We start from the raw sequence: 22,212 nt of genomic DNA, 5'->3' as shown, positions 1-22,212 counted from the left end.
CCCGGGCACTCCGGCCGAACGATCGTGGTCGCTTTCATCGTCCGCCGCGTGATCGCCGCCGTGCTGATGCTCGCCATCGTCAGCATGGCCACCTTCGCGATCTTCTTTCTCATCCCGCGTGCTCTGGGACAGACCCCCGAGGGCATGGCGTCGCGTTACGTCGGTCGAGACGCCACCCCCGAGGCGATCCAGGGCGCCGTGAAGCGGCTGCACCTGGACGATCCGCTCCTGGTGCAGTACGGCAGGTTCGCGCAGGGCATCGTCGCCGGCCAGGACTACTCGCTCGGCCCGCGCAAGGCCGACTGCCCGGCACCGTGCTTTGGCTTCTCCTTCAACAACAACCAGGCGGTCTGGCCGACGCTGCTCGACCGGCTCCCCGCGACGATCTCCCTCGCCCTGGGCGCGGCGATCACCTGGGTCGTCGCCGGCGTCAGCGTGGGCGTCATCTCCGCGCTGAGACGCGGCACCGCCATGGACAGGGCGGCGATGACGATCGCCCTGGCGGGGGTGTCGCTCCCCATCTACTTCACCGGCCTGGTGTCGCTGTCGCTGTTCGCGTACACGCTGGGGATCTTCCCCGGCGGCGGCAGCTACACGGCGTTCACCGAGAACCCGATCATGTGGTTCCAGTCGCTCGTCCTGCCGTGGATCACCCTGGCGTTCCTGTACGCCGCCCTGTACGCCCGGCTCACCCGGGCGGGCATGCTGGAGACCATGGGCGAGGACTACATCCGCACGGCCCGCGCGAAGGGTCTCAAGGAGCGGACGGTCGTGACCAAGCACGCGCTGCGGGCCACGCTGACCCCGATCCTCACCATCTTCGGCCTTGACCTCGGCCTGCTGCTGGGCGGCGCGGTGCTCACCGAGAGCACCTTCTCCATCCCCGGCATCGGCAAGCTGGTCATCGACGCGATCCGGGGCAACGACCTGCCCGTCGTCCTCGGCGTGACCCTGTTCGCGGCGATCTTCATCGTCGTGGCCAACCTCATCGTGGACGTCCTGTACGCGGTGGTCGACCCGAGGGTGAGGCTCTCATGACGACTCCCGCACCGGAGTCCTTCCTGGAACTGCGCGACCTGCGCATCCACTTCCCGACCGAGGACGGCCTGGTCAAGTCCGTCGACGGCCTGTCGTTCAGGCTCGACCGGGGCAAGACCCTGGGCATCGTGGGCGAGTCGGGCTCCGGCAAGAGCGTGACCAGCCTCGGCATCCTGGGCCTGCACAAGGGCGGGCGCGCCAAGATCTCCGGTGAGATCTGGCTCGACGGCGAGGAGCTCGTCGGCGCGAGCGCCGACCACGTGCGGACCCTGCGCGGCAAGAAGATGGCGATGATCTTCCAGGATCCGCTGTCCGCCATGCACCCGTACTACAGCGTGGGCGCCCAGATCATCGAGGCGTACCGGATCCACCACAAGGTCAGCAAGGCCGTCGCCCGCAAGCACGCGATCGACATGCTCGGCCGGGTGGGGATCCCGCAGCCCGACAAGCGGGTCGACGACTACCCCCACCACTTCTCCGGCGGCATGCGCCAGCGCGCGATGATCGCGATGGCGCTCTCCTGCGACCCCGAGCTGCTCATCGCCGACGAGCCCACCACGGCCCTCGACGTGACCGTCCAGGCGCAGATCCTCGACCTGATGCGCGACCTGCAGAGCGAGTTCAACTCCGCGCTGATCGTCATCACCCACGACCTCGGCGTGGTCGCCGAGCTGTCGGACGACATCCTGGTGATGTACGGCGGCAAGTGCGTCGAGTACGGCACGGCCGAGGACACCTTCTACCGGCCCGAGCACCCCTACACGTGGGGCCTGCTGGGATCGATGCCCCGCCTGGACCGCGAGCCCACCGAGCGGCTGCTCCCGATCAAGGGCTCCCCGCCCTCCCTGATCAACGTGCCGTCCGGCTGCGCCTTCAACCCCCGGTGCGCCTTCGCGGGCCGTACCGAGGGCAAGGCCACCTCGGAGGTGCCGCAGCTGCTGGAGACCGACGGCGGCCACCTGGTCCGCTGCCACATGCCCCGCGCGGAACGGCGGTCCATCTGGGAGAACGAGATCAAGCCGATGATGGAGAGCACGTGAGCGAGCGAGCGGACCGGCACAACACGCCCCGGGTTAGGGAGGACGCGTGACCTCGGTCGACGTCGTTGACGACAAGGGCGGCGCGGCCGAGCGGTCCCCCGCCGACGCGCTGCTGTCCGTGCAGGGCCTGCAGAAGCACTTCCCGGTGACCAAGGGCCTGCTGCGCAGGCAGGTCGGCGCGGTGAAGGCGGTCGACGGGATCACCTTCGACGTCCGCAAGGGCGAGACGCTCGGCCTGGTGGGCGAGTCGGGCTGCGGCAAGAGCACCACGGGACGGCTGATCACCCGCCTGCTTGAGCCCACCGGCGGCAAGGTCGTCTTCGAGGGCCACGACATCACCCACATGTCCCAGGCCAAGATCCGCCCGCTCCGCCGCGACATGCAGATGATCTTCCAGGACCCCTACTCGTCGCTCAACCCCCGGCACACGGTCGGCGCCATCGTCGGCGCCCCGTACCGCATCCAGGGGATCCAGACCGAGCAGGGCACCAAGAAGGCGGTCCAGGAGATCCTGGAGCTGGTCGGGCTCAACCCCGAGCACTACAACCGCTATCCGCACGAGTTCTCCGGCGGCCAGCGCCAGCGCATCGGCATCGCCCGCACGCTCGCCCTCAAGCCCAAGCTCATCATCGCCGACGAGCCGGTCTCCGCGCTGGACGTGTCGATCCAGGCCCAGGTGGTCAACCTCCTGGAGGACCTGCAGAACGAGCTCGACCTGACCTACGTCATCGTCGCGCACGACCTGTCGGTCATCCGGCACATCAGCGACCGGGTCGCGGTCATGTATCTCGGCAAGATCGTCGAGCTGGCCGACCGCAAGGACCTGTACGAGTCGCCCATGCACCCGTACACCACCGCGCTGATGTCCGCGGTGCCCGTCCCCGACCCGGCCCGGCGCAAGGACCGCGAGCGCATCCGCCTCCAGGGCGACGTGCCCAGCCCGCTCAACCCGCCGCCCGCCTGCCGGTTCCACACCCGGTGCTGGAAGGCCCAGGAGATCTGCAAGACGGTGGAGCCGCCGCTGGCGACGCTGGCCCCGGGACACCAGGTGGCCTGCCACTTCCCGGAGAACGCCCCCGCCGGGCACCAGGCCCCGCAGGCCGTCTCCGGCTGACCGTCCTCGGCCCTCACCCGCCCGTACGGACCCCGTGCGGGCGGGCGCGTCAGAGAGCCGCGTCAGAGGGCCGCGTGAGAGGGTCAGGGAAGCGCGCCCGGCGTGATCAGGCCGGTCTCGTACGCGAGCACGACGGCCTGGACGCGGTCGCGCAGGCCCAGCTTGGTGAGCACGTTGCCGACGTGGGTCTTCACCGTCGTCTCGCTCACCACAAGCTGGGCGGCGATCTCCGCGTTGGACATGCCCTTGGCGATCAGCCGGAGCACCTCCAGCTCCCGCTCGGTCAGCCGGTCCAGGCGCGCGGGGGTCGACTGCTGGTGCGCCGAGGGCAGGTGCGCCCCGAACTTGTCCAGCAACCGCCTGGTGACACTCGGCGCGACGATCGCGTCGCCCGCCGCGACCACCCGGATGGCCTGCACCAGCTCCTCGGGCGGCACGTCCTTCAGCAGGAACCCGCTCGCCCCGGCGCGCAGCGCCTCCACGATGTACTCGTCGAGGTCGAAGGTCGTCAGCACCAGCACCCGCGGCACGTGCGCGCCCGCGGTGGCCTCCCGCACGATCCTGCGGGTCGCCTCGATGCCGTCCACGCCCGGCATCCGGATGTCCATCAGCACCACGTCGGGCAGCAGCGCCCGCGACTGGTCCTGCGCGGCCTTGCCGTCGCCCGCCTCGCCGACCACCGTGAGATCGGGCTCGGCCTCCAGGATCAGGCGGAAACCCGTGCGCAGCAGCGGCTGGTCGTCCACCAGCAGCACTCTGATCGTCATCACGTGTCCTTGAGGGGGAACCGGGCATTGACCTCGAACCCGCCCCCGTCGCGCGGGCCGATCCTCAGAAGTCCACCATAGAGGGCGACACGTTCCCGGATGCCCGCCAGTCCGTGCCCGGTCACCTCCGCGTCCGGGTCGCGCGCCTCCGGGCCGAGGCCGTCGTCCTCGACCTGCACGGCCAGCTCACCCGGCTCGTGGCGTACCGTCACCCAGGCCCGCGCCTGCGGCCCCGCGTGCCGCAGGCTGTTGGTCAGGGCCTCCTGGACCAGCCGGTACGCGGCCAGGTCGACACCGGGAGGCAGTGTTCCCGCTGTTCCCGCTGTTCCCGCTGTTCCCGCTGTTCCCGGCGTTCCCGTTGCTCCCGTTCCCTCCGGCGGCGGGGTGCCCCGCTCGTCCTCGATCCACAGCTGTGTCCGCAGCCCCGCCTCGCGCATCTGGTCGACCAGGGCCGGGATCTCACGTACCCCCGGCTGCGGGTTGCGCTCGGCGGGGGTCCCGTCGGTCCTGAGCACGCCCACCATGCCGCGCATCTCCGCCATCGCGGTCCGGCCGAGCTCCTCGATCGCCGAGAGGGCCTCCCGCGCCCCGTCGGGGTTGCTGGCCAGCACCCGCCGCGCCGCGGCGGCCTGGACGGTCATCACGCTCACGTGGTGGGCGACCACGTCGTGCAGCTCGCGGGCGATGCGGGAGCGCTCCTCGGCCCTGGCCGCCCGGGTGTCGGCCTCCCGGGCTCGCTCCGTGCGCCGCGCCCGGTCGCGCAGCTCCGCCTGGTAGGCCCGGCGCAGCCGCACGCTCCGGCCGGCGATCCACAGGGAGGCGGTGAGCACGGCCATCAACGGCAGGCCGCTCCACCCGCCGAACCCACCGAAACCGCCGAACCCGTCGAGCCCGGCGCCCGCCGCCGCCGACACGACGTGACCGGTGAGGGCCAGGGCGAGGGCGCACAGACTGAGCGCGAGGCCGCGCCCGGCGGCGATCGTGTAGACCAGCACCAGGGTGACGAGCCAGAGCAGGGAGGGGCTCCGGCCCGTGGAGGCCAGGGTGACCTCGGCCACGCAGACCAGGAAGAGCATCAGGAACGGCCGGTGGCGGCGCAGCGCCACCGACAGGCAGCCGGCCACGACCAGGCCGAGGCTCATCGCGTCGGGCGCCCGCAGCCGGTCGGGGTCGCCGAGGACGTGGGCCGCCTGGGCGAAGGGGACCGAGGCGGCGGCCAGCGCTCCACCGAAGATCGCGTCGGGAATCAGCGGGTGCCCGCGGAACCAGGTCCGAAGGCTGCCGATGGTGTTGCGCACACAATCAATTTAGGCGCCCTTCTCCGGACGCCACCCTGCCAGAGGTGGATATCGCCCTCATCCCCGCGAAGGATCCGCTCCGGGAAACGCGCGGGGACACTCCCGGACCGGCCGGGGAGTCCGGCGAGGGAATCCGGCCAGGGAGTCCGGCCGGAGAGTGCCGTGAGGCCACGCCGGGATCGGCTTGAGGTGCCCGAGGCCACGCCAGGATCGGCCCGGGGTGCCCGGGGTCACGCCGGGATCACCGTCAACGCGCCGTCGACACGGTGTCACGGCCGTCACGGCCGACCAGCCAACCAAGGCCAACCGGCCAGCCGGACAATCACGGCCAGCCACGGCCGTCACGGCCGCCGCAGGCCCTCACCGTGGCCGCTACAGCTCGTCGGTGGCCGCCCTGGAGGTCCTGGTGGGGCGCCGGTTGCTGCGGACGGTGTCTCCGGGCTGCCGCTCGGGGACGGGCGGGGGAGTGCCGCCGAACTCCGGGCACAGGGCCTGGTAACTGCACCAGCCGCACAGCCTGCTGGGCCTGGAGCGCCACTCGCCCGTCTCCAGGGCCCGCTCGATGGCCTGCCACAGGGCCTGGACCTTGCGCTCGGTGGCGAGCAGGTCTGCCTCGTCGGGGGTGTAGCGCAGGACCTCGCCGCCGCCCCCGAGATACATCAGCTGGAGCATGCGGGGCACCGAGCCGCGCAACCGCCACAGGACCAGCGCGTAGAACTTCATCTGGAACAGCGCCTTGGCCTCGAAGGCGGGCCCCGGGGCGCTGCCGGTCTTGTAGTCGACGACGCGGACCTCGCCGGTGGGCGCCACGTCCAGCCGGTCGATGTAGCCCCGCAGCATCAGGCCGCTGCCGAGCACCGCCTCCACGTAGAGCTCCCGCTCGGCGGGCTCCAGGCAGGTGGGGTCCTCAAGGGTGAAGTAACGTTCCAGCATGGCACGGGCCTGGGCCAGCCACTCGGCGCGGTCGTCGTCGCCGGTGAACATGCCCGCGTACGACGGATCCTCCTCCAGGAGCCTGCGCCACTGCGGCTCCAGCAGGTCCTGGGCCGCGGAGACCGTGCGCCTCGGGGCGGGCAGGTCGTACAGGCGCTCCAGCACCGAGTGGACCATCGTGCCGCGCACCGCGGCGGGCGACGGCGGCTCGGGAAGCCGGTCGATCACCCGGAAGCGGTAGAGCAGCGGGCACGTCATGAAGTCACCCGCGCGCGACGGCGACAGGGCTCCGACGATCGTGGGCTCGGGCAGTGACATGACCGCACTGTAGGTCACGGTGACGACAGTTTGCGCCCGGGTGCCCTCGTGGCGTCTGCCGGAGGCCCCGCGGCGCGTACCATCGAGGCCTGAGGGTGGATGGGACGAGGAATGGTGAGCCAGCGGTGAGCAGCGACAGCCCACGCCAGGACAATCCGGGGCTGCGGATGGGCCGCCCGTTCGGCATCCCGATCTACGTCTCGCCGACCTGGTTCATCGTGGCGGCGTTCATCACCTACTCGTTCCAGAGCGTGGTGGCCTACCGGCTGCCCGACCTGAGCACCCCGCTCACGTACGTCGTCGCGTTCGTCTTCGCGGTGCTGCTGTACGTCTCGGTGCTCCTGCACGAGCTGGCGCACTGCGTGGTGGCCAGGATGTACGGCCTGCCGGTCCGGCGGATCACCCTCTACCTGCTCGGCGGCGTCTCGGAGATCGAGCGCGAGCCGGAGACCCCGGGCAGGGAGTTCATGGTGGCCTTCGCCGGGCCGCTGCTCTCGCTCGGGCTGGCCGCGCTCGGCTTCGCCGCCTCCTACGTGATCGACCCCGGCACGATCGCCGGCGTCCTGGTCTTCCAGCTCTGGCTCGCCAACCTGATGGTCGGCGTCTTCAACCTGCTGCCGGGGCTGCCGCTCGACGGCGGGCGCATGCTGCGGGCGGGCATCTGGAAGATCACCCGCAAGCCCGTCTCCGGCACGATCGCGGCGGCCTGGGCGGGCCGGGTGCTGGCCGTCGTCCTGGTCGTGCTGCCCATAGGCCTGCCGCTGGTGGCCGGGCAGGAGCCGGAGACGACCATGATCGTCTGGACGATGCTGCTCGCCGCCTTCATCTGGTTCGGCGCCACCCAGGCGCTGCGCGGCGCCCGCGTGCGGGCCCGCATCCCCGAGGTCAACGCCCGCGCCCTGGCCAGGCGGGCCATCGCGGTGACCGGCGACGTGCCGCTGGCCGAGGCCCTGCGCCGGGCCGCCGAGGCGGAGGCGGGGGCGATGGTCGTGGTCGACCACGACGGCCACCCCACCGGCATCGTGAACGAGGTCGCGGTGGAGGCCACCCCGGAGAGCCGCCGCCCCTGGGTGACGGCCGGTTCGCTGGCGCGCAGCCTGGAGCCCTCGCTGGTGCTCGCCGCCGACCTGGAGGGGGAGCCGCTGATCGACGCGATGCGCGAGTCCCCGGCGGGGGAGTATCTCCTGGTCGAGCGCGGCGGCGATATCTTCGGCGTGCTCGCGACCTCGGACGTGAACCGCGTATTCAGCGGGGTTTAAGCGAACCACAGGTCGTTCACAGGCGTCTCACTGGATACTCGCCGATGACGGGACGGGGACGGGACGGCAGGGGAGGATCATGCCCGTTCGTCCCACTCGTTTTCGGCACTTACCAGGACTAGGGTTTTGGCCAGCGAACGGGCTGGCCATGTAGCTTAAGGGACGTCAATTGGCACCCCCCCGAACACCGGCTCCGGCCGGCGATCTGACGCCGGATCTCCTCGGCGCCCCCGAATGGACCGACCAGATGGTCGCGGCCGCGGGCATCCCCATGTACGACATCCCCTTCCTCACGGTCGGCGGCGGCATGGGATCCTTCGTGACGCTCGACTACCTGCGGATCTACGGTGTGCCCACCTCGCAGATGCGGGTGGTGTCCAACATCGACCACCCGTGGCAGACCTACGAGTTCCTCACCAGGTGCTCGCAGATCCCCCGGCGCGAGCGGATCCGCTCCGACTCCTCCTCCCGCCCGGACAACCTGTGGGGGTTCCCCTCCTACGCCCTGGAGGAAGCGTGGAAGGAGAAGAAGCCGTCGTACCTGTGGCAGATCCTCACCGAGCCGCTCCTGAACGACTTCTGGACCCCGCGCGCCGGCACCGTCTTCGAGAACCTCGAACGCGAGGCCAAGCGCATCAACTACTGGGACATGCTGGTCAAGGGCCAGGTGCGGATGGTCCGCCGCAGGGCGGGCGGCGGCTACTTCACCGTGGTCACCCCGCCCGACGGCGCGGCGCCGACCAAGCGCATCATCTTCCGCTCGCGCTTCGTGCACGTCGCGATCGGCTACCCGGGCCTGAAGTTCCTGCCCGACCTGCAGGAGTTCCGTACCAAGCACGGTGACTACCAGCACGTCGTCAACGCCTACGAGCCGCACGAGCAGGTGTACGAGTTCCTGAAGACCCGGCCGGGCACCGTGGTCATCCGCGGCGGCGGCATCGTCGCCTCCCGGGTGCTCCAGCGGCTGTTCGACGACCGGGAGAGGCACAACCTGCAGACGCAGATCATCCACATCTTCCGCACGTTCGTCAGCGGCTCGCACGGCCCGCACATCTGGTCGCGCCGCAAGGGCGGCGACGGCTGGGCCTACCAGGGCTTCAACTATCCCAAGTCGGTGTGGGGTGGTCAGCTCAAGGCGGAGATGCGCAAGCTGGAGGGGGCCGACCGCGCGAAGAAGTACAAGCAGATGGGCGGCACCAACACCCCCTTCAGGCGGCGCTGGCAGGAGCAGATGCGAGCGGGCCGCAGCGGCGGCTACTACCACCCCGTGCAGGGCACCGTCGACCGGGTGGAGGAGAGCCGCGACGGGCGGCTCGTCAGCTACGTGCGCAGCGGCGACGGCATCGTCAGGGAGCCGGTGTCCGACTACATCATCGACTGCACGGGCCTTGAGGCCGACATCGCCGAGCACCGGATCTTCGCGGACCTGCTCCAGCACGGCGGGGCGTTCCGCAACCCGGTGGGCAGGCTGGAGGTGGAGCGCCACTTCGAGGTGAAGGGGACGGCGAGCGGCGACGGCGCCCTCTACGCCTCGGGATCCGCCACCCTCGGCGGCTACTTCCCCGGCGTCGACACCTTCCTCGGCCTGCAGATCGCGGCCCAGGAGATAGCCGACGACCTGGCGAGACGAGGATTCGTCAAGAAGATGGGACCGCTGCGGTCGACCTCGCAGTGGTTCAAATGGGCCCGCAACTCGTCGGTGTAAGGAGTATCTCCCGTGGTTCCGACCCTGCTGGGCCGTATTCAGACGCGCCTGTTCATGCTCGCCACCGTCGGCGTGGTCATCACCCTGCTGATCGTCCCGCTGCTTCCCGGCTCCGGGCCGCTCTCCGGCCGCTACGTCAACGGCCTCCTCGTCATCGCGGCGGTGGCCGTGCTGGGGGTCGTCTGGGAGCTGATATACCACTTCCTGATGCAGTTCAGGTGGGAGAAGGACTGGCCGACCCTGTTCGGCCTGCTGACACTCGTGCCCGAAGGTCTTGTGCTGTACTTTTTGCTACGGTCCGGTGCAGTTGATTTCATCGATCCGGTCCCACCGGCCGCCTTCTGGACACATTTCACCGTCGTCTGGGTAAGCATCTGGTTGGTGACGAACGGTCCCATGAGGGTGCCGTTCATCCGGTGGCGTTTCCGGGGAGGGAGAGTTCTGTGACCGACCAGGGCTTCGGGGTGGTGCGTCCGCTTCCGGGCAACGGGCTGGTGGCCCATGAGGGCGGCCTGCTGCTGGTGTGCGACGCGGCCGAGGCCGTTGTCGAGGATCTGCTGGGGGCGCTGCGGGAGACCGCGGCCTCCGGCGGCGACGGCCGGGCGCTGGCCCGCCGGGTCGCCCAGATCCTCGCCGTCATGATGGGCGAGCCGGTGGCGTGCGCCGTCGCCGGTCCCGTCAGCGGGGGAGTGGCCGTCCTGGTCAGCGGCCCGGCCTTCGCGTCGGTGACCGGTGCGAACGGTGAGATCCAGCTCGCCGGCCGTGACGCGCTCACCTGGTCCGACCGGTTGGTCCCGGGTCCGGTGACCCGGGTGGAGCTGCGCCTGCCCGACGCAGGGGACGCGCACCCGCTGTCCCGGCTGGACGCCGGGGTGATCGTCGCGGGCGGGGTCTGGTGCGACCTGACCGAGGCGGGCGCCGCCCCGCGGGCCGTGCCGCGGATGGAGTCCGCCCCCCAGGGGCAGCACGCCCAGCACGCCCAGCAGGGCCGGCAGAACGTCCAGCAGGCCGCGCCCCGGATGGAGCCCGCGGCCCCCGCCCCCACCCCGATGCCCGCGCCGCCCGAGCGGTCGGCGCCCCCCGAGTGGTCGGCCCCTCCGGAGGCCGCCCCGCCCGCGCCCTACCCGATGGGCCCGGCCGAGCCCTACCCCCCGGTCGCCCCGCCGGTCGAGCCGCGGCGCGAGCCGCAGCCGCAGGCGTGGCACTCCGAGCCGATGCCCCAGGGCCCGCTCTCCTCTCCCGGCCACCCGGGCGCCCATTCCGGCGGCCCCTCCACCGGGCCGGGCCCGGCGGTCGTCCACCACGAGGACATCGACACCGCGATGGCGAGCGGGATGGGCGGCGACCCCATCGACGTGCGCGACCAGCCGTTCGAGTACGAGCTGCTGACCCCCGGGGGCTCGCAGCCGGGCAACGAGCCCCCCGGCCCCGCGGCCGAGCCGGAGGCGCGGCCGCTGGTCTACGGGGTCGACTGCAAGAACGACCACTTCAACGACCCCCGCGTGCCCTACTGCGCGGTCTGCGGCATCGCGCTGGTCCAGCGCACCCTCGTCCCCTACAAGGGGCCGCGCCCGCCGCTGGGGGTGCTGCTCCTCGACGACGGCCTGACGCTGCGGCTCGACACCGACTACCTGGTGGGCCGCGACCCCGAACGGGCTCCGGAGGTGGCCGACGGCTCGGTGCGCCCGGCCAAGGTCACCAGCCCCGACGGCTCGGTCTCCCGGCGCCACCTGCGGGTGGCGCTGGACGGCTGGGACGTCAACCTGGTCGACCTGGGGTCGGTCAACGGCACCCAGATCCAGCCGCCCGGCGACCCCAACTTCTACGACATCCCGCCGAACGAGCCGGTCGCGATCCTGCCCGGCACCACCGTGCGGATCGGCGTCTCGCGCACCATGCGCTACGAGTCGCACCGCAACCGCTGAGAGCGTTCACCCCTGAGAGCGTTCACCCCTGAGAGCGTTCACCCCTGAGAAAGCCTGTCGCCGGGAACGCCCACCGCTGAGAACACCCGGCGCCGAGAACGTCTCGCGCCTTCCGGGCGGTACGGCCACGGCCGTGCCGCCCGGCGTGTTCTCCGGGGCTTCCCGGGGCCAGGCGGTCAGGGCCGCGTGACCGGTGTGACCGGTGTGACCGGTGCGGCCGAGGCGCGCAGGGCGGAGACGGCCTCGGTCCAGTCGACCGGGTCGGCGTCCTGCTCGGCGCGGACCAGCAGGTGGGCGCCCTCCGGGGCGTTCGCGGTGTCGGCGGCCACGACCAGCGCGCCCTCGGGGACCGGGCCGGAGGTGGCCTCCACCCCGAGCCTGACCAGCCGCTGGGCCAGCGCCGAGGCCCGGTTCCCCCCGGTGAGGACGAGGGGACGTCCCCACAGCGTCGCGAGGGCGAGCGCCACGTGGGCGGCCGAGTCGTCCCCCGAGCCGTGGTGCACCGCCACCGGCCCCGGCTCGGAGCCGGGCTTCGCCCGCCCGAGAAGATGCGGAGCCTGCTCGAAAGGACGCGGGGACCCGGTCACGGTCACCACGCGGCAGGTGGCGCCGTCGCGCACCCCGGCGTAACCGGGGACACCGGCGGGCAGCACCAGCAGGTCGGGACGGGCACCGGTGGCCAGCCCCGGCAGCTCGCCCGCCACGTCCGCGCCGAACCGGCTCACCACCCTGCCGTCCGGGCCGCGCTCGCGGGCCGTGGCGGCCAGCGTCTCCAGCTCCTGAAGGGTCTCGGCCAGCTCGGCCAGCTCCGAGGAGAGGCCGCTGCCGACCTCCAGGCGGCCCGCCGGGTAGGGGCGCAGGTGGCCCAGGACCACCTCGGACGGCGCCTTCGAGGACGGGGCTTTCGAGAGGGCCAGGGTGGTGGCCAGGCCGACCAGCGGGGCCTGCTCGGCGACGGGCTCCGGAACGATCACCAGCACCCGGTGGGCGGCGGTCACCCCGAGGGCGGCGCGCTCGGCGTCGGCGATGTCGCGGGCCACCCGCCGGTCGGGGTAGAGCCTGCGCACCAGCGGGCCGGTCATCGCGGTCGTGACCAGGGCCATGACCACCATCAGCGAGTACAGCTCGTCGTCGAGCACGCCCTTCTGCAGGCCGACGGTGAGGATGACGATCTCGGTGAGGCCCCGCGTGTTGAGCAGGGCGGCGAGCGTCCAGGACTGCCGGGCGGGCAGCCGCTGCGTCCGGGCGGCGGCGTAGGAGCCGAGCAGCTTGCCGCCGATCGCGACGGCCAGGATCGCGGCGAGGGTGCCGAGGCTGGACAGGTCGAGCTCGCGCAGGTTGACGTTGAGGCCCGCGACCACGAAGAACATCGGCAACAGCAGCAGCACGGCGAGCTGCTCCAGCCGTTCCAGGATCTCGTGGTTGAGCCGCTCCGCCCCCTCGCGGGGCATCACCGTGCCGAACACGAACGCCCCGAAGATGAAGTGGACGTGCATCCACTCGGTGGCCCAGGCCGACCCGATCAGGCCGATGAGCACCAGCGAGAGCAGTCCGGGTGTCAGCCGCCCCGCCTTCTCGTACGCGGGCACCAGGCGGGCCAGCAGCGGCTTGACCACCAGGAACATCACCAGCGCGTACGGCAGGGCGAGCAGGACCTTCCACTGTCCCTCGGCCTCGCCCGCCCCGGCGATGCCCACCACCACCGCCAGGACGGTCCAGGCGAGCACGTCGATGACGGCCGCCGAGGCGAGGGCGAGGCCGCCGAGCGTGATGCGCTGCATTCCCCGGTCGGTGAGGATCCTGGCCAGCACCGGGAACGCGGTGGCGGCCATCGCCGCGCCCATGAACAGCACGAACGGCAGGGTCCTGCCGCCGCCCACGTGCTCGCCCGCGACGGCGAGCGCGAGCACGCAGCCCAGGACGAACGGCACCACCGTCGAGCCGAGCGCCACGGTCACCGCGATCCGGCCCTTGCCCCTGACCAGCTTCTGGTCCAGCTCCAGGCCGACGACGAACATGAACAGCACGAGGCCGACGTTGGCCAGGGCCTGCAGCGGGGGCCGCATCTCGGGCCCGAACAACTGGTCGCCGATCAGGGGGCCCAGCAGGGTGGGCCCCAGCAGGATGCCCGCCACGATCTCGCCGATGACCGGTGGCTGGCCGAGTCGCCTGGCGAGCGCGCCGAACAGCCGGGCCGCCGCGAGGACGATGACAAGGTCGAGCAGGAGCAGGTCCATATGGAGCACTTGCCAACACGCTTTCCGTATGCCATGAAAAGCCCCGAGAATGTCGAGGGCGACGTTACCGTGTGGGCAATGTCGCCGCGAACGTCGCGCGGGCATGGAGGGAGACCGTTGGTGGAAGGCATCGCCGATTACGAGTTCGTCCGGTCGTTGGGGGCGGGCAACCACGGCGAGTTCTACTTGGCGAAGAGGCCGGAACGGTTGCCCGTCGAGGCGGACCTGGTCGCGGTGAAGGTGGTGGGCGGCACCGGGAACGACGCGTTCCGCCGCGCCACGAGGGAGCTGAAGGCGTTCGCCGCGGTGCGCTCGCCCTATCTGGTGCGGCTCTACGACGCCGGGCAGCAGGGCGGGGTGTTCTACTACTCGATGGAGTACCTGCCGGGCGGCTCGCTGGCGCGTCCCGCGGAGCCTCCCGCGCGCGAGCGGGTGCTGCGCGCGATCGCCTGCGTCTCCCACGCGGCGCAGGCGCTGCACGAGGAGGGGATCGTCCACCGCGACATCCGTCCCGGCAACGTGCTGCTCACCGACGACGGCGGCAAGCTCTCGGACCTGGGCCTGTCGCAGGTGCTGATGCCGGGCGCGACGGTGACCGGGATGGGCGACATCGGGTCGGTGGAGTTCACCGATCCCACGCTGCTGCAGGGGGAGACCCCCACCCCCGCGGGAGACGTGTGGTCCCTGGGCGCGACGTTGCACTGGGCGGTGAGCGGCAACGGCCTGTACGGCGAGCTGCCCACCCACGACCCGCTGCTGACCCTGCGCAAGCTGAACAGCACGCCGCCGTCGATCGACCCGGGCCTGGAGCCCGAGCTGTCGGACCTGGTCCAGTCCTGCCTCGGCGACGCGGCCAAGCGGCCCACCGCCAGGGGAGTGGCCGACCGGCTCTACGCGCTGCTGGCCTGAGCGTTCTCGCGGTCCGGGAGCCTCCGGCTCGCGCCCCCCGCGGCCTGGGACGCCCCGTCTGCCGGGGCGTCCTGCCGGTCCGGAGTGTCCGACCGCCGTGGTCGTCCCACCCGGGAACACCGGGAACGCCGGGAACGCCGGGAACACGGGCCGGGATCCCGTCCGGGACGGCCCGGGGTCTCGCGTGAAGGCCGCCCCTACCCTCCGGCGGGGCGGAGGCGGTCCAGCTCGGCGTCGAGCATCCGTTCCAGGCGCGCGGCGCCGAGCCTGTCCGGGTAGAGCAGGTGGTGCGCGCTCAGCCCGTCGACGAGGGCGAGCAGCCGCTCGGTGACGTCGTCGAGGTCCTCGGAGGTGGCGATCTCCCCGGCGCCGGACGCCGCGCCGAGCAGTCTGCGCACCAGATAGCGCAGCTCCTCGGCCTCGGCGCGCTGGGCCTCCAGCATCGCCGGGCTGGTCATGCTGCGGCTCCAGAAGCCGATCTCCAGCCCGCTCTCCCCGGCGCGCTCCTCGTCCAGCGGAAGGTTGTCGAGGAGGAGCTCGCGCAGCGCGGCCAGCCCGGTGAGACCGGCCAGCTTGCCGCGCAGGCGCTCCACGATGCGCCGGTGCGAGGACCGCAGCGCCGACAGCATGATGTCGTCCTTGTCGGCGAAGTAGTGGGTCAGCACGCCGTTGGAGTAACCGGCCTCCCTGGCGATGGCCCTGGTCGTGGCGGCCTCGATCCCCTCGCGCAGGATGACGCGGCGCGCGGCCTCGACGACCTCCTCGCGACGCTCGCCGTGATTGACGATCTTCGGCACCTCGCCCCTCCCCGATTTCCCGACGGATCCGTTGACATTTTAGTCGGTCGCCCGTCTATTATCCGCTGAAGACACGAGGAGGACTCAACATGACCGTCGTCACCCTCGGCGTGCACATCGTGGACGTGCTCGCCAGACCGGTGGAGTCGATCCCCGCCGGGCAGGACACCCACCTGCTGGAGCAGATCCGCGTCACCGCGGCGGGCGCCGCCGCCGCGACCGCCGTCGATCTGGCCGCGCTCGGCGTCCCGGTGGCCTCGGTGGGAGCGATCGGCGACGACGAGCTCGGAGACCTGCTCCTCGTGATGATGGGGCGGCGCGGGGTCGACGTGACCGGGATCGTCCGCAAGCGGGGGGAGCAGACCGCCGCCTCGATCCTGCCGATCCGTCCCGACGGCGGGCGCCCGTCCTTCCACGTACCCGGCGCCAACCTGGGCCTGTCCACCGCCGACGTCGCCCGCGAGACCGTCCTCGGCGCGCGGGTCGTGCACCTGGGCGGCATGGACGCCACCTGGGGCCTGTACGACCCCGCGTTCTACGCGCTGCTGGACGAGGCGCGGGCGGCGGGCACGATCGTGACGATGGACCTGCTGTCCAACATGCCGGACCTCATGCAGGGGGTCCGCGCCTTCCTGCCGCACGTCGACTACCTCCTGCCCAACGAGGAGCAGGCGCTGCTGATGAGCGGCGCCGCCGATGTGGAGGAGGCCGCGCGGTCCCTGCTGGCCCTGCTGCCCGAGGGGACCTCGGCCGTCCTGGTCACGCTCGGCGCGGACGGCAGCCTGATCGCCGACGCGGAGGGCCTCACCCGCGTGCCCGCCCTCGACGTGCCGGTGGTCGACACCACGGGATGCGGCGACGCCTACTGCGCCGGGTTCGTCGCCGGTCTGGTCGACGGCCGCGACGTGGCCGGCGCCGCGCGGCTCGGCACCGCGGTGGCCGCCCGCGTCGCCGGGGGCCTCGGCTCGGACGCGGGCCTGGACGGCGCGCGGGAACTCCGGGACGAGAAGTGACCCCGCCGCCCGTACGACCCGCCCCCCCGGGGCCGTACGGGCGGCGGGAGCGGCGGCGAACCGCCGGAACGCATCCAGCCGGAACGCATCCAGCCGGAACGCATCCAGCCGGAACGCATCCAGCCGGAACGCATCCAGCCGGAACGCATCCAGCCGGAACGCATCCAGCCGGAACGCATCCAGCCGTGAGCCCAGACATGACCCCCAGACGTGAAAGGACGACGCATGTCCATCGACGCCAAACTCAGGGAGCGGGCCGCCAAGGTCGTCCCCGGCGGCATGTACGGCCATCTCAACGCGGCCCTGCACGGTCCCGCCTACCCGCAGTTCTTCGTCGGGGGTGAGGGCTGCCGCCAGCGTGACGCCGACGGGCGCGAGTACGTCGACCTCATGTGCTCCTGGGGGCCGATGGTCCTCGGCCACCGTCACCCCGCCGTGGAGGGCGCCGTCGCGGCCCAGCTCGCCGCGGGCGACTGCCTCAACGGCCCCGGCCCCGTCTACGTGGAGCTCGCCGAGCTGCTGGTGGAGACCGTCCCGCAGGCCGACTGGGTGATGTTCTCCAAGAACGGCACCGACGCCACCACCCAGGCGCTGATGGTCGCCCGCGCCGCCACCGGCAGGACCAAGGTCCTCATGGCGCACGGCGCCTACCACGGCGCCGACCCGTGGTGCACGCCCAGCACGGCGGGGACCACCCCCAACGAGCGCGCGGACCTGGTGGAGTTCACCTACAACGACCTCGCCGGCGCCGAGGCCGCCGCGGCGCGGGCGGAGGGCGACGTCGCCGCGATCATCGTGACGCCGTTCAAGCACGACTCGTTCGAGGACCAGGAGCTCGTCGCCGCGGAGTTCGCCAGGGGGGTGCGGGCCCTGGCCGACCGGATCGGCGCCGCGCTGGTGATCGACGACGTGCGCGGGGGCTGGCGGATCGACCTGGGCGGATCCTGGGAGCCCCTGGGGGTGCGCCCCGACCTGTACGCCTTCAGCAAGGCCATGGCCAACGGCCACCCGATCGCCGCCGTCACCGGGGTGGACTCCCTGCGCGGGCCCGCCCAGACGCTCTACTCCACCGGCTCCTTCTGGTTCAACGCCGCCCCGATGGCCGCGGCCAAGGCCACGATCGAGACGCTGCGCGACATCGACGGCATCGCCCTGATGGAGCGCGCGGGCACCCGCCTGCGCGAGGGCCTCGCCGCCCAGGCCGCCTCCCACGGGTTCACGGTCAACCAGACGGGGCCGGTGCAGATCCCGTGGCTCTCCTTCGAGGGCGACGCGACCCTCGACAAGGGCATGTTCTGGGCCGCGGCCTGCCTGGAGGAGGGGGTCTATCTCCACCCGTGGCACAACTGGTTCCTGTCGGCCGCCCACACCGACGCCGACATCGACCGGGCGCTGCAGGGCACCGACGCCGCCTACGCCAAGCTCAGGGCCCGCTTCGGCGCCGACTGAGCCCCGGCCGGACGCCGGAGGACGTCCGCGAGCCGGGACGCCCTCGGGTCAGGGCGTCCGTCGGCCGGGACGTCCGAGGGCAGGACGTCCGCCGGGTCGGCGGTGCGCGGCTAGCTCCGGGCGTCGTCCCGCAGGCGGTACCACTGCAGGTCGTCCAGGCGCGTGCCGTCCGGTCCCGGCAGCAGGCCGCGCAGCAGCGCCTCCTTGGTGAAACCCGCGCGCTCCAGGACGATCTGCGAGGCGGTGTTGTCCGGGGCGGTGCCCGCGATGATCCGGCCCAGCGGGGTGTGCTCGAAGGCCCAGTCGGTCAGCAGCCGCACCGACCGGGCGGCGAAGCCCCTGCCGCGGAAGGCCGGGAGCACGCTGTAGCCCGTCATGGCCTGTCCCAGCGGCGGGACGATCCCGCTGAGCTGGATGTCCCCGGCGAACGCGTCCGTCGCGGCGTCCAGGATCACCACCTCGACCCCGGTGCCCGCCAGCCAGTCCGCGCCCGCCGTGCGGCAGCGCTCCTCGACCTCCTCAGGGGTGGCGACCTCGGACGGGACGTGGTGCTTCACGACGTCGGGCAGGTTCCGCAGCGCCAGGTAGTCGGCGGCGTCGGCGGGGGTGAGCCGCCTGAGCCGCACCACCCCGTCGGTCAGCGAGCCGCCGGGGAATCCCGGCAGGAGGGGCCTCACGCGCTCGCCGGAGTCGCCGGGCAGGCGGGCGAAGGCCACCAGGTCGCGGCGGGTGCCGTCACGCTGCTCCTCGGCCCCGCGCCGCACGCCCTCGCGCCGGAAGCCCGCGGCCAGGGCGACCCGCTGGCTGGCGAGGTTCTCCACGTCGGTGAGCAGCTCGACGCGCTCCAGCCCGTGGGCGAAGCCCCACGCGGTCAGCGCCGCGGTGGCCGCCCCCGCCACCCCGCGGCCCCGCGCCCACGGCGCCACCAGGTAGCCGATCTCGCTGGTGCTCCGCGGACGGGCGGGTTTCAGGCTGATGTTGCCCAGCCACCCGTCCGTCGCTGGGTCGGCGATCGTGAACGGGGCCCCTCCGGCCTTCCACTGCTCCCGGGTCACCTCCGCGTACCGGAAAGCGTCGTCCAGTGTGTAGGGGGAGGGGACGAGGGGGACGAACCGCACGATCTCCGGATCGGAGCAGGCGCGGACGATCGCCTCGGCGTCCGCCGGGACGAACGGTCTCAGGATGACGGGACCCGCGGGGATCACTTCTTCTGGAAACACGGTTCAACAGCTACCAGGTGCCTCGTAAAGGGGCGAATCATTTTGCGGAGGGTCTCCCCGCTCTCCCGGGCCCCTCACCCCTCCGCCACCGTGAGGATCACCGCGAGGATCACCGTGATGGCCGCTGTGAGGGGCCCTGTGAGGGGCTTGTGAGGGGCCTGCGAGGGGCCTGCGAGGGGCGCTGTGCGGATCACGGGGCGGACCGCTGTGTGGACCCGCCGCGGGACCGGTCTCGCGCCGCCGTCCGGGCGTCCGCCGGGACGGGACAGGCCGCGGCCGCGCGCCGATAACCTTGCGGTCATGGGTTTTCGCAGGCATGGGCCGTTTCAGGCCGGGGATCAGGTTCAGCTCACCGACCCCAAGAACAAGCGCCACACGGTGACGCTTAAAGAAGACGGCGTGTTCCACACGCACAAGGGCGGAATCCCGCACAGTGAGCTGATCGGCCAGCCCGAGGGCTCGGTCGTGCGCTCGTCCGGCGGCACCCAGTATCTGGCGTTCAGGCACCTCCTCCAGGACTACACGCTCTCCATGCCGCGCGGCGCGGCGGTGATCTATCCCAAGGACTCGGCCCAGATCGTGGCGATGGCCGACATCTTCCCCGGCGCCCGGGTGGTGGAGGCGGGCGTCGGCTCCGGCGCGCTCACCTGCTTCCTGCTGCGCGCCATCGGCTCCGAGGGCACCCTCACCTCGTACGAGCGGCGCCAGGACTTCGCCGAGATCGCCACCAAGAACGTGGAGAAGTTCTACGGCGGCCCGATGAAGCAGTGGCGTCTGGTGGTCGGCGGCTTCGCCGAGGATCTCGACGAGAGCGACGTCGACCGGATCATCCTGGACATGCTCGCCCCCTGGGAATGTGTGGACGCCGCGGCCCGCGCTCTCACCCCAGGTGGTGTGATCTGCTGTTATGTGGCGACCACAACCCAGCTGTCGCGTACGGTCGAAACTCTGCGGGAGCACGGGAGTTTCACCGAGCCCCATGCGTGGGAGACCCTGGTTCGTGACTGGCACGTCGAGGGGCTGGCGGTGCGGCCCGACCACAGGATGGTCGGCCACACCGGGTTCCTGGTCTCGGCCCGTCGCATGGCCGACGGGGTGACGCCACCACCTCGACGTAGACGTCCGGCGAAGGGGGCACATGGCGAGGAGTCCACGACTTCCACGTCTTCCGCCACATGATGACGATTCGGCCACGACGGCCCGTGAGAGCGTGACACGGGCGCAGACCTTCGTGTTCTTATACTTCTAGGACTAAAAGCACCAAAAGGGATTAATCATCACGCACTTAATGTAGTTATATGAACACTGCTCAGCCAGGTAAGGGACAGCCCTCAGATGGGTAGGGTTTTGAGTAGTCGGTCTCGACTGGGAAGGAGGTGACGCCGTGGCAGCTCGCGACGACGCTGAGGCTCGTGCCGCGCAGCGCGAACGGGAGGTCGCCGACCTCACAACACAGGTCTCCTTCCTGCAGGAGGAGATCACCGCGTTGCGTCGGAAGCTGACGGAGTCTCCCCGGCAGGCCCGGATTCTCGAAGAGCGTCTCCATGACGTGCAGGCGAACCTCGCGGCCGTAACCGGCCAGAACGAGCGTCTGGTGGCCACCCTCAAGGAGGCCAGGGACCAGATCGTCGCCTTGAAGGAGGAGGTGGACCGGCTGGCGCAACCGCCGTCCGGATTCGGTGTTTTCCTCGAAACCAGAGAAGACGGCACGGTGGAGGTCTTCACCGGCGGCCGCAAACTCAGGGTGAACGTGAGTCCCGCGGTGGACGTCGAGGCGTTGAAGCGTGGCCAGGAGGTCATGCTCAACGAGGCGCTCAACGTGGTCGAGGCCCTCGGCTTCGAGGACCTGGGCGAGATCGTGATGCTCAAGGAGCTCCTTGAGGACGGCCAGCGCGCGCTGGTGATCTCGCACGCCGACGAGGAGCGGGTGGTGAAACTCGCCGAGTCGCTGATGGACCAGCCGATCCGGGCGGGCGACTCCCTGCTGCTCGAACCCCGCTCGGGCTACGTCTACGAGCGCATCCCCAAGTCCGAGGTCGAGGAGCTCGTCCTGGAGGAGGTGCCCGACATCTCCTACGAGGAGATCGGCGGGCTCATGCGGCAGATCGAGCAGATCCGGGACGCCATCGAGCTCCCGTACCTGCACGCCGACCTCTTCCGCGAGCACAAGCTCCGCCCGCCCAAGGGCGTCCTGCTCTACGGGCCGCCCGGCTGCGGCAAGACGCTCATCGCCAAGGCCGTCGCCAACTCCCTGGCCAAGCAGGTCGCGGAGAAGACCGGCCAGTCCGGCAAGAGCTTCTTCCTCAACATCAAGGGTCCCGAGCTTCTCAACAAGTACGTCGGCGAGACCGAGCGGCACATCCGCCTGGTCTTCCAGCGGGCTCGCGAGAAGGCCTCCGAGGGCACCCCGGTGATCGTGTTCTTCGACGAGATGGACTCGATCTTCCGGACCCGTGGCTCCGGCGTCTCCTCCGACGTCGAGAACACCATCGTTCCCCAGCTCCTGTCGGAGATCGACGGCGTCGAGGGCCTGGAGAACGTGATCGTGATCGGCGCCTCCAACCGCGAGGACATGATCGACCCGGCGATCCTGCGGCCCGGCCGCCTGGACGTCAAGATCAAGATCGAGCGGCCGGACGCCGAGGCGGCCAAGGACATCTTCTCCAAGTACCTCATCCCCGAGCTCCCGCTGCACGCCGAGGACCTCTCCGAGCACGGCGCCAACCGGCAGGAGACCATCTCGGGCATGATCCAGCGGGTCGTCGAGCGGATGTACACCGAGAGCGAGGAGAACCGCTTCCTTGAGGTGACCTACGCCAACGGCGACAAGGAGGTCCTGTACTTCAAGGACTTCAACTCCGGCGCGATGATCCAGAACATCGTCGACCGGGGCAAGAAGATGGCGATCAAGCAGTTCCTGGAGACCGGGCAGAAGGGCCTGCGGATCCAGCACCTGCTGGCGGCCTGCGTGGACGAGTTCTCCGAGAACGAGGACCTGCCCAACACCACCAACCCCGACGACTGGGCCCGCATCTCCGGCAAGAAGGGCGAGCGGATCGTCTACATCCGTACCCTCGTGACGGGCAAGCAGGGCACCGAGGCCGGACGCTCCATCGACACGGTGGCCAACACCGGCCAGTACCTGTAAATCACGCGTCACCGGCGGCGCGGCTCCTCATCGCGGGGGCCG

The 22,212-nt window shown here is 71.3% G+C and carries 18 protein-coding genes; 12 read left to right on the top strand and 6 right to left on the bottom strand.

The features are described from left to right. Positions 1-24: 24 nt before the first annotated feature. The 3 genes from ACSC1Q_RS17700 to ACSC1Q_RS17690 are packed head-to-tail and all read left to right on the top strand — an operon-like array spanning position 25 to position 3,192. Complete coding sequence (locus ACSC1Q_RS17700) at positions 25-1,038, top strand: ABC transporter permease (RefSeq protein WP_436759800.1); 1,014 nt, start codon at positions 25-27, stop codon at positions 1,036-1,038. Next, the gene (locus ACSC1Q_RS17695; RefSeq protein ID WP_436759799.1) at positions 1,035-2,078 is read left to right on the top strand and encodes an ABC transporter ATP-binding protein; all 1,044 of its coding nucleotides are present in this window, start codon (positions 1,035-1,037) and stop codon (positions 2,076-2,078) included. Before ACSC1Q_RS17700 ends, ACSC1Q_RS17695 begins: the two co-directional genes overlap by 4 nt. 46 nt (positions 2,079-2,124) lie before the next feature. Then, entirely contained in the window at positions 2,125-3,192 is a 1,068-nt protein-coding gene (locus tag ACSC1Q_RS17690) for an ABC transporter ATP-binding protein (protein WP_436759798.1), read from the top strand. An 83-nt stretch (positions 3,193-3,275) separates the two neighbouring features. Here the strand turns inward: ACSC1Q_RS17690 and ACSC1Q_RS17685 are convergent, their stop codons facing one another. The 3 genes from ACSC1Q_RS17685 to ACSC1Q_RS17675 form a co-directional block, all read right to left on the bottom strand. Further along, positions 3,276-3,959 carry a response regulator gene (locus tag ACSC1Q_RS17685; RefSeq protein ID WP_350967820.1) on the bottom strand — a complete coding sequence of 228 codons (684 nt, stop codon included), beginning with the start codon at positions 3,957-3,959 and terminating at the stop codon, positions 3,276-3,278. Beyond that, positions 3,959-5,257, bottom strand: a complete 1,299-nt coding sequence (locus ACSC1Q_RS17680; protein ID WP_436759797.1) for a sensor histidine kinase — start codon at positions 5,255-5,257, stop codon at positions 3,959-3,961. The genes ACSC1Q_RS17685 and ACSC1Q_RS17680 overlap by 1 nt, the downstream gene beginning before the upstream one ends. A 372-nt stretch (positions 5,258-5,629) precedes the next feature. Next, entirely contained in the window at positions 5,630-6,508 is an 879-nt protein-coding gene (locus ACSC1Q_RS17675; protein WP_436759796.1) for a RecB family exonuclease, read from the bottom strand. A 167-nt stretch (positions 6,509-6,675) separates the two neighbouring features. Between ACSC1Q_RS17675 and ACSC1Q_RS17670 the strand changes: the two genes are divergently transcribed. The 4 genes from ACSC1Q_RS17670 to ACSC1Q_RS17655 all read left to right on the top strand — a co-directional run bounded on the left by ACSC1Q_RS17670 (position 6,676) and on the right by ACSC1Q_RS17655 (position 11,397). Beyond that, a complete protein-coding gene (locus ACSC1Q_RS17670) occupies positions 6,676-7,767 on the top strand; it encodes a site-2 protease family protein (protein WP_436759943.1) in 1,092 nt (363 codons plus the stop codon). Between the two features lie 169 nt (positions 7,768-7,936). Continuing rightward, complete coding sequence (locus tag ACSC1Q_RS17665; RefSeq protein WP_436759795.1) at positions 7,937-9,472, top strand: hypothetical protein; 1,536 nt, start codon at positions 7,937-7,939, stop codon at positions 9,470-9,472. A 12-nt stretch (positions 9,473-9,484) separates the two neighbouring features. After that, positions 9,485-9,919, top strand: coding sequence for a hypothetical protein (locus tag ACSC1Q_RS17660; protein WP_436759794.1), 435 nt, complete (start codon positions 9,485-9,487; stop codon positions 9,917-9,919). Then, a complete protein-coding gene (locus tag ACSC1Q_RS17655; protein ID WP_436759793.1) occupies positions 9,916-11,397 on the top strand; it encodes an FHA domain-containing protein in 1,482 nt (493 codons plus the stop codon). Before ACSC1Q_RS17660 ends, ACSC1Q_RS17655 begins: the two co-directional genes overlap by 4 nt. Positions 11,398-11,573: 176 nt before the next feature. Here the strand turns inward: ACSC1Q_RS17655 and ACSC1Q_RS17650 are convergent, their stop codons facing one another. Continuing rightward, a complete protein-coding gene (locus ACSC1Q_RS17650) occupies positions 11,574-13,634 on the bottom strand; it encodes a cation:proton antiporter (RefSeq protein ID WP_436759792.1) in 2,061 nt (686 codons plus the stop codon). A gap of 120 nt (positions 13,635-13,754) precedes the next feature. Between ACSC1Q_RS17650 and ACSC1Q_RS17645 the strand changes: the two genes are divergently transcribed. Further along, positions 13,755-14,543, top strand: coding sequence for a serine/threonine-protein kinase (locus ACSC1Q_RS17645; RefSeq protein ID WP_436759791.1), 789 nt, complete (start codon positions 13,755-13,757; stop codon positions 14,541-14,543). Positions 14,544-14,740: 197 nt separating this feature from the next. On the opposite strand, the gene ACSC1Q_RS17640 is transcribed toward ACSC1Q_RS17645, so the two are convergent. Then, positions 14,741-15,340, bottom strand: coding sequence for a TetR/AcrR family transcriptional regulator (locus ACSC1Q_RS17640; protein WP_436759790.1), 600 nt, complete (start codon positions 15,338-15,340; stop codon positions 14,741-14,743). Positions 15,341-15,429: 89 nt separating this feature from the next. Between ACSC1Q_RS17640 and ACSC1Q_RS17635 the strand changes: the two genes are divergently transcribed. Together ACSC1Q_RS17635 and ACSC1Q_RS17630 are read left to right on the top strand one after the other, a co-directional pair. After that, positions 15,430-16,353, top strand: a complete 924-nt coding sequence (locus ACSC1Q_RS17635; RefSeq protein WP_436759789.1) for a carbohydrate kinase family protein — start codon at positions 15,430-15,432, stop codon at positions 16,351-16,353. A gap of 225 nt (positions 16,354-16,578) precedes the next feature. After that, on the top strand, positions 16,579-17,802 hold the full coding sequence (locus ACSC1Q_RS17630; protein WP_436759788.1) for an aminotransferase class III-fold pyridoxal phosphate-dependent enzyme: 1,224 nt from the start codon (positions 16,579-16,581) through the stop codon (positions 17,800-17,802). A gap of 110 nt (positions 17,803-17,912) precedes the next feature. Here the strand turns inward: ACSC1Q_RS17630 and ACSC1Q_RS17625 are convergent, their stop codons facing one another. Next, positions 17,913-19,022, bottom strand: a complete 1,110-nt coding sequence (locus ACSC1Q_RS17625) for a GNAT family N-acetyltransferase (protein ID WP_436759787.1) — start codon at positions 19,020-19,022, stop codon at positions 17,913-17,915. 300 nt (positions 19,023-19,322) lie between these two features. On the opposite strand from ACSC1Q_RS17625, the gene ACSC1Q_RS17620 reads away from it, so the two are divergent. Together ACSC1Q_RS17620 and arc are read left to right on the top strand one after the other, a co-directional pair. Further along, complete coding sequence (locus ACSC1Q_RS17620; RefSeq protein ID WP_436759786.1) at positions 19,323-20,201, top strand: tRNA (adenine-N1)-methyltransferase; 879 nt, start codon at positions 19,323-19,325, stop codon at positions 20,199-20,201. Between the two features lie 205 nt (positions 20,202-20,406). Beyond that, on the top strand, positions 20,407-22,170 hold the full coding sequence (gene arc / locus ACSC1Q_RS17615) for a proteasome ATPase (protein ID WP_436759785.1): 1,764 nt from the start codon (positions 20,407-20,409) through the stop codon (positions 22,168-22,170). The last annotated feature ends 42 nt before the right edge of the window (positions 22,171-22,212 follow it).

Origin of the sequence: Streptosporangium heterodermiicola, assembly GCF_051390675.1 — a bacterium.
In the GTDB taxonomy this organism is placed as follows: Bacteria; Actinomycetota; Actinomycetes; order Streptosporangiales; family Streptosporangiaceae; genus Streptosporangium.
Note: the sequence above shows the minus strand (reverse complement) of the source record. Positions and strands in the feature narration are given on the sequence as shown.